This window comes from Serratia sp. ID 25-353 (genome assembly GCF_054792795.1).
On record NZ_CM139236.1, the window covers coordinates 1,275,342 to 1,288,831 of the forward strand.

Genomic DNA, 13,490 nt, shown 5'->3' on the forward strand with positions numbered 1-13,490 from the left:
AGGTTTTTTTGCAGAGCGAGCGCCTCAGGCCAGGTAGCCGAGATGCTCCAGCAGAATGTTGAAGCCGATACCTATCAGCACCACGCCGCCGAGGATCTCGGCGCGTTTGCCCAGCAGTGGGCCGATAAAGCGGCCAATCATCATGCCCAGCGTCGCCATGATCATGGTGGCGCAGCCGATGGCCATGGCGGTATGCACGATATTGACCTGCAGGAAGGCCAGACCGACGCCGATAGCCATGGCGTCGAGGCTGGTGGCGATAGCGGTGGCCACCAAGATCCAGAAGCCGTGGCGTTTGACCTTCTCTTCCTCATCGGGCCTGTTGCGCACCCCTTCGACGATCATGCGCATGCCGAGAATGAACAGCAGGGAAAAGGCGACCCAGTGGTCCCATTCCATGATGTATTGGCTGGCGAACAGACCGATGGCCCAACCGATGAGCGGGGTGATCGCTTCAACCACGCCGAAGATCAGGCCGGTACGGATCGCTTCGCGGAAACGGGGTTGATGCAGGCTGGCACCTTTGCCGATCGAAGCGGCAAAAGCATCCATGGACATGCCGAAAGCGAGAATGAGTGTAGCTGAAAGGTTCATGTGAAATAGCCTCGGCCGGGTGGCTCCATATACACGTAACCCACCCCCAACCTAACGACGGAGTTACGTGTCTATGGTCTCGCCAACCTTACCTGGCTGCCCGCACCACGTTTCATACGGCGAAACGAGTATGTTGATACGGGCGTTTCTGGCGTTTTATTCTCCAGAAACCGGCTACTCCCCAATGACGGCGCAACCATATCATATTATTTCCGCCACCGACAACTTTATTCTGGAGTCATGTTCGCTCTTAATTGAGACTCGTTTTCATTAATCCAAGTTGATATGGGAATATAATGTAGACGTGGGTAACAATGTTGCGGAAATAATAGTCAGAAAGGAAATGGCGCTGCCGATTAATTATCCACAAGCAGCGCAAGGTTTGAGCGAAAGTAAAATGATTTTTTCTTTATTTATTGATTATCAATGAAAAAGTGGTAAATCTTCTCCAGGTCGTCCAGGTGCGTCACCTGAACCAACAGCCGGCGCTGTTCCAGGTCGACGGCCAGAATGCCATCCTCCGATAAATTCATGGCTTTAATGCGGTTATATTCGACAAACACATTGGCGAAGAAAAATCCGTGCGTTTTAAACACCATCTTGGGAGCGCGAATATAAGAAACATAGATAGCGAGCAGCGCCAAAGAAATAAGCAGATAGGTGGTTAATACCGCACCACTGTCGGTGACATTGCGGTAAATCAGAATGACGATCAGGCCAACGAAAATCAGGCTGTCGAGGCGGTTACGGCGTTTGAGCGGCACTTTGAGCCGCGTTTTGCCTTTCAGCAGATCCATGCCGAATTCGTCGTACAGCGAATACAGCAACAGCAGGGCGATAAACAGCATCAGTACGGCGTCGGTCAGTGACATCTCTTGCTCCACACATAAAAAAGCCGGGGGTTGCCCCCCGGCCGTTTCGAACGATTACAGGCCCAGCAGGCCAATCCAATAGCCAAAGATACCGATGACGAAGAAGCCGATGATGATCCACAGCGCATTGACTTTTTTACGCAGCAGCCACATACAGGCGAAGGTCAGCAGCAACGGCACCAGGCCCGGCATCAGCTGGTCGAGGATGGTCTGCACCGTGGTGACGTTGGTATGCCCGGTCTGGTCGGTGATCTTGGACACCACCAGCGGGATATTCACGTGCGTCCACTTGTTGACCAACGCGCCCATGACAAACAGGCCGAGAATGGACGCCCCTTCCGTCAATTTCTGCAGGAAGCCGCCGCCCATGTCATTGACGATATCCACCCCTTTACGGTAACCGTAGGCCACGCCGTAGTAGCGGGTCAACAGGCGCACCAGGTTGAACAGCACGAAGAACAGGATCGGCCCGAGCAGGCTGCCGCTCATGGCGATGCCGGCGCCGAGCGCGGCGAATACCGGCCGCACGGTGCCCCAGAAGATCGGGTCACCGACGCCCGCCAATGGCCCCATCAGACCGACCTTGATGCCGTTGATCGCGCCGTCGTCGATCGGCGCGCCGTTGGCGCGTTGCTCTTCCATTGCCATGGTCACGCCGAGCACCGGCGCCGCCACGTAAGGGTGGGTGTTGAAGAACTCGAGGTGGCGCTTGATCGCCTGTTTGCGATCGTCATTGTTTTCCGGATACAGGCGACGGATCACCGGGACCATCGAGAAGCAAAAACCCAGCGCCTGCATGCGCTCGAAGTTCCACGAACCCTGGAACAGGTTCGAGCGCAGGAATACGCCGCGAATATCGGCCGGCGTGAGTTTCTTTTGAGCAGTTGTATCAACCATTTCTCTCACCTATTCCTAGTCGAGTTCGTTATCGAGATCGTTCGCATTAGCCGGGCCGGCCTGGACAACCTGAGACTTGTTGTATTTCGGGCTGAGCTGGATGTACAGCACGGCCATCACCACGCCGATGACGCCGAGCGCCACCAGGTTGAAGTTGGTGAAGGCGGCGGTCACGAAACCCAGGTAGAAGAACGGCATCAGGTAGCCGGCGCGCATCATGTTAATCACCATCGCGTAACCGACCACCACGATCATGCCGCCGGCGATGTTCAGGCCGCTGGTGACCACTTCCGGGATCGAGTTGAGCAGGGCGTGTACCCCGGCGGTGCCAACCGAGATGGCGACGATGACCGCCGGGATGGCGATGCGCATCGCCTGCAGCAGCAGGGCGCCGATGTGGATCCAGGTGATGGCGCGCAGGCTGCCGCGCTCCGCCGCGCTGTCCGCCGCGTGCTGGAAGGCCACGGTGAGGGTACGCACGATGATGGTCAACACCTGGCCGGCCGCCGCCAGCGGAATGGCCAGGGCGATACCGGCGCCGACGCTTTGCCCGCCGGCGATGACCAGAATGGTCGAGATGATGGACGCCAGGGCGGCATCCGGCGCGACTGCCGCACCGATGTTCATCCAGCCCAGGGCGATCATTTCCAGCGTACCGCCGATAATGATGCCGGTTTTCATATCGCCGAGAATGAAGCCGATCAGGGTACAGGCGACCAGCGGACGGTGGAACTGAAACTCGTCGAGGACGGAACCCATCCCGGCGATACAGGCAACGATAAATATCAGCACAATCTGAAGAGTGGTGATCTCCATTGCACTTCTCCTATGACCAAAAAAGCTCTGAGTAAAATAATCAGCGGCTGGCGCCACTAATTGAGTTTGTTAATCAGGTCCATCATTTTTAGCCGGCTGTCGGACGAGACCTTACGCACCTCCAGCTCGATACCGCGATCGTTCAGTTTCTTAAACGCTTCGATATCTTTTTCATCGACGGAAACGGCGTTGTTCACCTGGGTTTTCCCCTGACGGAACGCCATGCCGCCGATATTGACGGATTGAATATCCACGCCGCCTTCCACCAGGCGCAAGACGTCGGTCGGGTTGGTAAACAGCAGCATCACGCGGTCGTTGGCATATTTCGGGTTGTTCCAGACGCGGATGGCCTTCGCCACGTCCACCACGTGAGCGGTGACGCCCGGCGGGGCGACCTGGGTCAGCAGGGTTTTGCGCACATGGTCGGCGGCGACTTCATCGCTGACGACGATAATGCGGCTGACGTTGGTTTCTTTGGTCCAGCGGGTGGCGACCTGGCCGTGAATCAAACGGTCATCGATGCGCGCCAGGCCGATTTTCATGTGGTCGTTCGGCCCCAGCGGCGCCTGAGGGGCAGCGGCTTTGGCGATGGGTGCTGCGGGTTTTGCGGGTTCTTCCTGCGGTTTTTTCAGCGCTTTCACGCCTTCTCGGCCGGTTTCCAACGCCAGCGCCACCAGTTCATCGAAAGCGGGGTTGTCGTCCCGCGCCATGAAGGTTTCCACCAGCATCGGGATGTTGACCCCGGTGACGACCTCATAGTTTTCTTTGTCGACCGCAATGCGGCTGGCGGCGTTGAACGGGCTGCCGCCCCAGGTATCCACCAGAAACAGCACGCCGCCGCTGGTATCCAACCCACTGATTTTTTCGTTGTACTTGACGATTAACGTTTCGGCATTCTCACCGGGAACGAAGTCTATAAAGGCGACGTTGTCCTGCTCGCCCAATAGCATCTCCGCCGTTTTCAGCAGTTGTTCCGCTGCAGCCCCGTGTGTGCCGATGATAATAGCTATTGCCACTCGCTACCTCCTCGTTGAACTCCAGACGCGGTTTGTGTCGTTTCTCCGCGCCGTCTTGGCAGTCACTTCCGCGGTTCAGATACATTATGGTAGAAAAAAAGAAACGCACGCCTAACATTTCTCACGCAGTTTCAAGTGCCTGTGCGTGATGCTTCACGAACGCGAGATTTATTTTAGTGAGTGAAAAAATATTTTTTGTGACGCTGCTCTGCTATTGAATGCTCGGAGAAATCTTAGCTGTCGCAGACGATATGACGTAGCGCCATGCTAAACCGCCGTTGAAAAAGCCGCTTTGTCCCCCAGAAAAATCCTGATACAGTAATTTCTTCTTTCATCACTAAGGAGTGAAGGGCCTCAGCCCTCCCTATGGACTGTCACCGAAGTTACTGTTTTTCCAGGTTTCATCCGCCACCTGCTGGCGTTGCATATGCTGTTCGGCCCTTCGGCCATCTCCCGGTAACCCCATTCCGTCACTTTGCTAGTGTCGACTGCGCCCACGCAGCGGCGGCATCGTCACGTCTGCGCGGCGTGCGCGCATTCCCACTTTTCGCTGGAGTCTGATATGGAATTTTTAATGGACCCCTCTATTTGGGCGGGGTTGCTTACGCTGGTGGTGCTGGAAATCGTGCTGGGCATCGACAACCTGGTGTTCATTGCCATTCTGGCCGACAAACTGCCGCCGAAGCAGCGCGATAAGGCGCGCATCATTGGCCTGTCGCTGGCATTGCTGATGCGTTTGGGCCTGCTGTCTGTTATCTCCTGGATGGTGACCCTGACCACGCCGCTGTTCAGCGTCGGCGATTTCAGCTTCTCCGGCCGCGATTTGATCCTGCTGTTCGGCGGGGTGTTCCTGCTGTTCAAGGCTACCATGGAGCTGCATGAACGACTGGAAGGGCAGACGCACCAGGACGGCGCCAATCGCGGTTACGCCAAGTTCTGGGCGGTGGTGGTGCAGATCGTGATCCTTGACGCCGTGTTCTCGCTCGATGCGGTGATTACCGCCGTGGGTATGGTGAACGATCTGCCGGTGATGATGGCGGCGGTGGTGATCGCGATGGCGGTGATGCTGTTGGCGTCGAAGCCGTTGACCAACTTCGTCAACGCGCATCCGACCATCGTGGTGCTGTGCCTGAGCTTCCTGCTGATGATCGGTTTGAGCTTGATCGCCGAAGGCTTCGGCTTGCACATTCCTAAAGGCTATCTGTACGCAGCGATCGGCTTCTCGATCCTGATTGAATTGTTCAACCAGATCGCGCGCCGCAACTTCATCAAGCATCAAGCGCGCCGCCCGATGCGCGAGCGCACCGCGGAAGCGATCATGCGCCTGATGGGGCAGCAACGTGCGCAGCAGACGGACGATGAGGTCGCCTTGCCAAGGGACGAAACCTTCGCGGCGGAAGAGCGTTATATGATCAGCGGCGTGTTGACACTGGCCTCGCGCTCATTGCGCAGCGTGATGACACCGCGCACCGACATCTCCTGGGTCGACTGCGAGCGCTCCCGAGAGGAGGTGCGCGCACAGCTGCTGGATACGCCGCACAGCCTGTTCCCGGTGTGTCGCGACTCGGTGGATGAGATCGTCGGCGTGGTACGCGCCAAGGATCTGCTGGTGGCGCTGGAGCAAGGGGAGGATATCGCCGAGTTCGCCGCCCGTACGCCGCCGATCGTGGTGCCGGAAACCATGGACGTCATCAAGCTGCTGGCGGTGCTGCGCCGCGCCAAAGGACGTTTGGTGGTGGTCACCAACGAGTTCGGCGTCGTGCAGGGGCTGGTGACGCCGCTGGACGTGCTGGAAGCGATTGCCGGTGAGTTCCCGGACGAGGATGAAACGCCGGACATCGTGGCGGAAGGCGACGGCTGGCTGGTGAAGGGCGGAACCGATCTGCACTCGCTGGAACAGGCGCTGGCCTGCGATGACCTGGTCAGCCCCACCGCCGATTACGCTACCCTGGCGGGGCTGCTGTTGGCTCACTATGGCCAGATGCCGGTGGTGGGGGACACCATCGAACTGAACCACCTGCGTTTCGATATCGTCGATGTCTCCGACTATCGCATCGAGTTGGTGCGTGTCACCCGCGTCGTCTTCGACGAACCGACGCATTCGTAACCCTCCCGCCGGGGGCTCAGGCCTCCGGCGGATCCTCTTCCGCTTTCCTGACGCGCGATTCGTACTGCTGCAACCACAGCGGGAAAACGTGGATCGGCATCGGCTTGGCGAAATAATACCCCTGCAGGGCATTGACCTCGCGTGCGCGCAGATAGTCGGCCTGTTCCTCCGTTTCCACCCCCTCTGCCACCAGTTTCAGCTTCAGCCGCTGCGCCAGCGTAATGATGGTGTCGGTCACCGTGGCGTTGACCGCGTCGGTGCCGATGGCGGCGGTAAACCCGCGATCGATCTTCAACACGTCCGGGCTGAGGTTTTTCAGGTAGCTCAGCGAGCTGTGGCCGGTGCCGAAATCGTCAATGGCCAGCATGATCCCCATGTCTTTCAGCGTGCGAATCTGGTCATACTGGATCGCCGACAGCGCGGTGCGTTCGGTCAGCTCCAGCATCAGCGAGGGCATCGGGTGCGCCGGCAGCCAAATCTGGCGGATATCGTCGATGATGTTGAGCGTTTTAAAATGCTCGGCGGCGACGTTAATGCTGATGTAGAACGACGGTCGTGGCGGGAACAGCTGCAGATTTTCCGCCACGGTGTTCATCAAATAGCGGGTGAGCGGAATGATGAGGTCATGCTGCTCGGCCAACGGAATAAACACGTCAGGCGAGATCCATCCTTGTCGCTTCTTTTTCCAACGCAGCAGCATCTCGACGCCGGCGCAGCGCCCGGTGTCGCTGTGGATGATCGGCTGGCAGTAGACGCGGAACTCGCGATGAGTGATGGCATGGCCGATGTGGTAAGACAGGCTCATGCGGTTGGCGGTGAGCAGATAGACCACATAGGCCGCCAACAGACTGATCAGCAGCGCCAGCGGAATATGGCGCGGCAGTGCGGAAAGTGCCAGCATGCCGATCTGCGGGCCGAACAGAGAAATCGAGAACGGATACAGCGCAGAGCCGGCGGTGTAGCGCAGATCGTTGGTCAGGGTGTCCCGGCTCAGGATTTCGCGTCGGCCGTATTCCAGGCTGCTGTCGGCTACGTTCAGCACCACGCGCTGAACGTAAGGCTCCTGCGGCTCGAGTAAAAAGTTGGACAGCAGCTCGATATTGAATACGTGCAGCACGCCGCTGGTGTTATCGCGGGGGGATGGCGTCCACATCACCAGCGTGGGCAGACCTTTGCTGACCGCCAGCGAGGGGCGCAGCGCCAGCCTGGCGTCGCTGTTGACGAAGGTGGGCATCACCGCGGCCAGCTGATAATGACGGGCGCCAAATAGGCTGGAGCAGTAAATAATGCCGTTTTTTACCAGCAGCATGGCGCGCAACGCCTGATTTTGCGCGGCGCGAAAGCGCAGGGTCGATGAGACGTTCTCGCAGGGTTGGTCCAGCATGTCCATGCTGCGTTCCGCCTGCAGCTGCGCCGGCGTCAGCAACTGGTTGAGCTTGCCGACGGTTCGGGTGGCCAATGTCTGTTGGCTCAGCTCGATGCTTTTGACCTCTTGATAGTAACGGGTATACAGCGATACCAACAGAATAGCCGCGCCCACCGCTCCGGCCAGCAGCCAACGGTAGTAACGATATCGGGACGCGGCGAGGTGGGTCATCAACATCCGGTAAATCCTTGTTCGGTAATCCAGCTCCGAGTCACAGTCAGGCCATAGCTCCTTAAGTTGCGCTCGGCTAATTCTAGCCTGAGGTTATACAAGATTGATGGTAACTCAGTAAATTATTTCAGTTTGGTAAAACAGAAGGCCAATTTGCAGGTTAACCGTCGGATCGATGAGAAAAATGCAGGATATTTTCTGGTGACATTGTCACTAAAGAGGGGCAATGAATTGATTATCCATAAAAAACCCCGCCGGGCGGCGGGGTTGTCTGTCAGTCGCATTGCACCTTGATTGCCAGGCCACCGCGTGACGTTTCCCGGTACTTGGCGTTCATGTCTTTGCCGGTTTCGTACATGGTCTCGATCACCTTATCCAGCGAAACGCGCGGTTCGCTGGTGCGGCGCAGCGCCATGCGGGCGGCGTTGATCGCCTTGACCGAGGCGATGGCGTTGCGCTCGATGCACGGCACCTGTACCTGGCCCGCGACCGGGTCGCAGGTCAGCCCCAGGTTGTGTTCCATGCCGATTTCCGCCGCCACGCATACCTGCTCAGGGCTGCCGCCCAGCAGTTCGGCCAGGCCGGCTGCCGCCATGGAGCAGGCCACGCCGACTTCGCCCTGACAGCCGACTTCGGCGCCGGAAATGGAAGCGTTCATCTTGTACAACGCGCCGATGGCGCCTGCCGCCATAAAGTAACGGATGTAGATATCCGGGCTAACGGACTCGATGAAGTGATCGTAGTAAGCCAGCACCGCAGGGACGATGCCGCAGGCACCGTTGGTCGGTGCGGTGACCACGCGGCCACCGGCGGCGTTCTCTTCGTTAACCGCCAGCGCGAACATGTTGACCCAGTCGATCACGTTCATCGGATCGTTGGACAGTTTGTCCGACGCCACCAGCATGCGGCGCAACGCGGAGGCACGGCGCGGTACGCGCAGCGGCCCCGGGAGCACGCCTTCGGTGTTCAGACCGCGATCGATACAGGCGCGCATGGTTTGCCAGACGTTGCCGAAGTAGGTCTCGATCTCTTGCTTGCTGTGCAGCGCCAGTTCGTTCTGCATCACCATGCCGGACAGCGACAGCCCGGTCTCGCGGCAGTGATCGAGCATTTCGCGCGCGGAGTTGAACGGATAGGGCATTTGCAGCTCTTGCTCGGCGTCCTTACCGAAGTTCTCCTCGTCGACGATAAAACCGCCGCCGATAGAGTAATAGGTCTTGCTGTACACTTCTTTATCGCCGGCGAAGGCGTGGATCTGCATGCCGTTTTCGTGCAGCGGCAGGTTGTCGCTGCGGAAGACCATGCCGCCGTCGCGTGGGAAATCGACTTCATGCAGGCCGTTGGCCAGCATCAGGCGTTGACGTTGTTCTACATCGCGAATAAAACCCGGAATGCTATCGATATCGACGGTGTCCGGCATGTTGCCGGCCAGGCCGAGAATGATGGCGATATCGGTATGGTGACCTTTACCGGTCAATGAGAGTGAGCCGTAAACGTCTACGGCAACACGCGTGATAGAAGGCATCAGGCCTTTATTTACCAGATCGTCGACAAACTGTTTGCCGGCTTTCATCGGTCCAACCGTATGAGAGCTGGACGGGCCGATGCCGATCTTAAACATGTCGAAAACGCTAATCACGCTAAAACTCCTTAAAGAGACGTATTGTTATGGCTGCAGCGGTTAAAAACCGCGCAGGGAACAGCGATATTGTAAAAGGGCCGTGCGGGTTCGGCTGCCTTTTTCGCATGAAATTAAATAATCCGTGGTGTCGCTTTTTTTACTGATTACCCGGGGCGAACCCTTAAGCGGGGTATCCGCTTTCGCCCAAGCTCCATTAACGGTAATCGCGCCAGCCTTCCGTGCTGAACGCCGCCGGCTTAATCCCTGTTTCTACAGTGGTTTATCTCGGACGGTGGTATTTTACAGGTATTTCGTAAGGTTTAAGAGAGGGTTTACAGTTTTTTTAAAACCATTCAACCGGAACGGTAGTTGAAAAAGCGATCAAATGAAGTGATTTCGATCGCTTTACCTGCAGTGGACGCCGACGGCCATGCCAGATTGCGAGTCAGATCACGCAATACGGGTTAAATACTGACCTGCTGCGCCAGGCGGCGAATGATGGCGGCGGTCAGCCCCCAGATAAATTGGCTGTGATACCAGGAGAGGTAAATGCGGTGCGTATGGCCGGCGCGATGAATATCCAGCGGGTAGTAACGCGACAGGGTCAGCGCTTCCTGCAGGGGCATCTCGAACACGTCCGCCACTTCGCCCTCATTGGCGTGGAACTGCACGTCCGGCGAGATGAGGCCGACGATTGGCGTGACCTGAAATCCGGTGCTGCTGTCGAGCGGCGCCATTTGGCCGAGGACGGTCACCGCGTGCGGCGGTATCGCCACTTCTTCCTGCGCTTCTCGCAGCGCCGTGACGATCGCCGATCCGTCTTCGGCATCGGTTTTACCGCCGGGGAAGGCCACCTGGCCGGCATGTTTGCGCAGCGAGTCGGCGCGCCGGGTCAACAGCAGCGTCGGCTCGGCGCGGCAGACGATTGGGATCAGCACCGCCGCCGGGCGCACATTGTGCGAGATCTGCGCCGCCTGCGGCAGCTGCAGTTGAAAACGGCTGATAAAGGCGTGCAGTGAGGCCGGTGAGTTCGATGGGATCACGACAGGGCATACTCCCCAAGCTGCGGCAAAATACGACCAACCTTGTCGAAGGTTTCCTGGTATTCCGCCTGCTCCTGGCTGTCCGCCACGATGCCGCCGCCAGCGGAGCAGTGGATGCGGCCGTTTTCGGTGACGAGCGTGCGGATGGTGATATTGGTGTCCATCGTGCCGCAGGCGCTCAGGTAACCGATGCTGCCGCAATAGGCATTGCGGCGCTGCGGCTCCAGCTCTTCGATGATTTCCATCGCTCGCACCTTGGGCGCGCCGGTGATCGACCCACCGGGGAAGCAGGCGCGCAGCAGTTCGGCCGCCGAGGTATGCGCCGGCAGGGTCGCTGTGATGGTGCTCACCAGGTGATGCACGGCGGGAAACGGTTCCACGGCAAACAGTTCCGGCACCCGTACGCTGCCAGGTTGGGCGACGCGGCCGATATCGTTGCGCAGCAGATCGACGATCATCAGGTTTTCAGCGCGATCCTTGGGTGAATCGGCCAAACGGCGAGCCTGCGCGGCGTCCTGTTCCGTGTCCGCCAGCCGCGGCAGCGTGCCCTTAATCGGGCGGGTTTGGATACGCTGCTGCTCCAGCCAGAGGAAGCGCTCGGGAGAGACGCTCAGTACGCTGTTGTGCGGCAGGCGCAGGAAGGCCGAGAACGGCGCGCGGTTGCAGGCGCTCAATCGACAGAATGCCTCCCATTCATCTCCCTGATAGTTGGCGGAGAACCGTTGCGCCAGATTAATTTGGTAACAGTCGCCGCTGCGCAGGTAGCGCTGAATACGTCGGAATTTCTCGCCGTATTGCCGCCGGCTCATATTGGCGCGCCAGCCGCTCAGCAGCGTGAAAGGGCGTTCCGTCGGCGCGGTTTGGCTATTGAGCCAACGCCAGCGCTGTTCTACGTCGCCATAGCTGATCAGCGTCAGGGTCTGCAAATGGTGGTCGGCGATCGCTGCCCAGTCATAAATGCCGACCGCCATGTCCGGCAAAGCGAGGTCGGCTTCGGCCAACTGCGGCAAGGTTTCCACCCGGCGCCCGAGATCGTAGCCGAACAGCCCCAGGGCTCCGCCCTGAAACGGCAGATCCGGGTTAAACGCCGGCTGCCAGCCTTGCGCCGACAATTGTTGCTGCAGCAGGGAGAACGGATCTTCCTGCGATTGAATAGTGACGCCGTCACTTTCGATTTTCGTGCTGGCACCCTGAGTGGTGAGCGTAACGCGCGGCTGCGCGACCAGGATGTCGAAGCGGTTATGCGAATGGTCGGCGAAGCCCGAATGCAGCAGCATCGCCCACGGGTGGGCTGAAAGCGGGGCGAAGAGCTTCATCAGGGCACCGCGGCTGTAGGGCAAAGATTTTATGTTTGGGGCGGTTACGCTCATGAACGTCAATAAACCTGGCTGTGAGGACGGCGATAGATATCTGGCAGCTAGTGTGCCATAGACGGTCACGTCATGCATGTTTTGCCATGCGCGACATGAAGCACAGTTCACATAAACGGCAGTTCAATAAACCTGAAATAAGGCATTTTTTGCGCCATTGATTATACTTCGATATGTTAAAAATTTAACGTCAAATGCACTGGAAGCCTATTTATCGAGGGCGCAAGACCCGAGAGATATAAAAAAGATTCGTTGATTTCATAAATTTATTATTTCTGCTTGTTATTAGATGCGGGAGCGGCGTGGCGTTGCCTGATTTTAACCAGCGTCGCCGCCCTTTGGAATTAATGGATTAATTACTCAGCGCTTTTCTGGCGCTGGTTTGAAAAAGAAAGCCAAGTTCGGCCCCATTGCCACTGCGGCAATTTAGAGGTTTCACGCCTATTTCAAGCGTGCGCCGAACCGAATGAGTCTTTTAGAAAAATAAAATTATTATTTTGTTACATTATCATTGAAGAGCAGCCTATGTCGTTAATGCTGAGCGTGATCGTCCCGATGCACAATGCGGGGGAGTTATTGGAGCCTTTCCTGGCTTCGCTGCTGGCCCAGCGCGAGCAACGGTTGGAGGTGATCATCGTCAACGATGGTTCCACCGACGGTTCGGGGGAAATAGCGCACCGTTACGCGGCGGTGCATCCGCATATTCGTGTGATCGATCAGGCTAACGCCGGCGTTTCTAACGCGCGTAATGCCGGGCTCGCCGTTGCCCGGGGTAAATACGTGGCGTTTCCCGATGCCGACGATTTGCTGGCGCCGGACATGTATTCTACGCTGCTGGAACAGGCGGAGCACCACCAATTAGACGTAATGCAATGTAATGGCGAGCGCTATTTCACCAGCCAAGACGAATTGCAGCCGATTTTTCCACAGGGTCGCTTACAGACCACCGACGTTATCACCGGCGTACAGTGGTTTGAACGTGCGCTGAAATCGCGAAAGTTTATTCACGTTGTATGGCTGGCAATATATCGTCTCGACTTTATTCGCCGGCATCGGCTTTATTTCGAGCCGGGGTTACATCATCAGGATATTCCCTGGACGACGGAAGTCATGTTTAATGCCCAACGGGTCAAATATTTAAGTACGCCGCTGTACCGCCAACGGGTACACGACAAATCGATCAGCAACCGTCGTCGCACCGGCAAGGCGAACGTGGATTATCAACGCCACTATATGAAAATCGTCGAAATGTTGGAGCGGCTCAACCGGCGCTATGCGGGCACTGTCGCCATTCGCCCGGCTTTCCATTGGCAAATCACCCGCGAAGCGCTGGGCATTTGCCACAGCATTCGTCGTGAACCGGATCCGGCTGCCCAGAGTCAAATCACCGAAGAGTTCTATCAGCGCGGCATCGACAGAGCGATGTTCGCTAATGCGCGCGGCCTGAAACAGGGGTGGCATGTCATGCTGTGGCGGCATCGGCTGAAGCAGTGGCGCAGCGATAGCGGCTGTTCGCAACCGGTCTGAGGCACAAGACGTTGGGATCCGCCGCGTTAG

General features: G+C 57.7%; 11 protein-coding genes and 1 riboswitch. Of the genes, 2 read left to right on the top strand and 9 right to left on the bottom strand.

Annotated elements, in window-relative coordinates; genetic code table 11:
* Positions 1-24: 24 nt before the first annotated feature.
* The 5 genes from mntP to manX form a co-directional block, all read right to left on the bottom strand.
* The gene (mntP, locus tag ACYF6X_RS06125) at positions 25-594 is read right to left on the bottom strand and encodes a manganese efflux pump MntP (protein ID WP_063990183.1); all 570 of its coding nucleotides are present in this window, start codon (positions 592-594) and stop codon (positions 25-27) included.
* 11 nt (positions 595-605) lie between these two features.
* A riboswitch (yybP-ykoY riboswitch) is annotated at positions 606-789 on the bottom strand.
* A gap of 218 nt (positions 790-1,007) precedes the next feature.
* Positions 1,008-1,466 carry a DUF986 family protein gene (locus ACYF6X_RS06130; protein WP_130017581.1) on the bottom strand — a complete coding sequence of 153 codons (459 nt, stop codon included), beginning with the start codon at positions 1,464-1,466 and terminating at the stop codon, positions 1,008-1,010.
* Between the two features lie 54 nt (positions 1,467-1,520).
* Positions 1,521-2,363 (bottom strand): PTS mannose transporter subunit IID, encoded by an 843-nt coding sequence (locus ACYF6X_RS06135; protein WP_033634889.1) that lies wholly within the window; start codon positions 2,361-2,363, stop codon positions 1,521-1,523.
* 15 nt (positions 2,364-2,378) lie between these two features.
* A complete protein-coding gene (locus ACYF6X_RS06140; RefSeq protein ID WP_033634888.1) occupies positions 2,379-3,179 on the bottom strand; it encodes a PTS mannose/fructose/sorbose transporter subunit IIC in 801 nt (266 codons plus the stop codon).
* A 56-nt stretch (positions 3,180-3,235) separates the two neighbouring features.
* Positions 3,236-4,195, bottom strand: a complete 960-nt coding sequence (gene manX / locus ACYF6X_RS06145) for a PTS mannose transporter subunit IIAB (RefSeq protein WP_107226339.1) — start codon at positions 4,193-4,195, stop codon at positions 3,236-3,238.
* Between the two features lie 562 nt (positions 4,196-4,757).
* On the opposite strand from manX, the gene ACYF6X_RS06150 reads away from it, so the two are divergent.
* Complete coding sequence (locus ACYF6X_RS06150) at positions 4,758-6,302, top strand: TerC family protein (protein ID WP_063990181.1); 1,545 nt, start codon at positions 4,758-4,760, stop codon at positions 6,300-6,302.
* A 16-nt stretch (positions 6,303-6,318) separates the two neighbouring features.
* Here ACYF6X_RS06150 and ACYF6X_RS06155 read toward each other — a convergent pair whose 3' ends face one another.
* The 4 genes from ACYF6X_RS06155 to pabB form a co-directional block, all read right to left on the bottom strand.
* Positions 6,319-7,905 carry an EAL domain-containing protein gene (locus ACYF6X_RS06155; protein ID WP_130017582.1) on the bottom strand — a complete coding sequence of 529 codons (1,587 nt, stop codon included), beginning with the start codon at positions 7,903-7,905 and terminating at the stop codon, positions 6,319-6,321.
* Positions 7,906-8,173: 268 nt separating this feature from the next.
* Positions 8,174-9,538: an L-serine ammonia-lyase gene (gene sdaA / locus ACYF6X_RS06160; protein WP_025303156.1), complete on the bottom strand. Its 1,365-nt coding sequence runs from the start codon at positions 9,536-9,538 to the stop codon at positions 8,174-8,176.
* A gap of 446 nt (positions 9,539-9,984) precedes the next feature.
* Positions 9,985-10,563, bottom strand: a complete 579-nt coding sequence (locus ACYF6X_RS06165) for a CoA pyrophosphatase (protein ID WP_130017583.1) — start codon at positions 10,561-10,563, stop codon at positions 9,985-9,987.
* The gene (gene pabB, locus ACYF6X_RS06170; protein ID WP_130017584.1) at positions 10,560-11,933 is read right to left on the bottom strand and encodes an aminodeoxychorismate synthase component 1; all 1,374 of its coding nucleotides are present in this window, start codon (positions 11,931-11,933) and stop codon (positions 10,560-10,562) included. Before pabB ends, ACYF6X_RS06165 begins: the two co-directional genes overlap by 4 nt.
* A gap of 525 nt (positions 11,934-12,458) precedes the next feature.
* On the opposite strand from pabB, the gene ACYF6X_RS06175 reads away from it, so the two are divergent.
* Entirely contained in the window at positions 12,459-13,460 is a 1,002-nt protein-coding gene (locus ACYF6X_RS06175; protein WP_130017585.1) for a glycosyltransferase, read from the top strand.
* Positions 13,461-13,490: the final 30 nt, after the last annotated feature.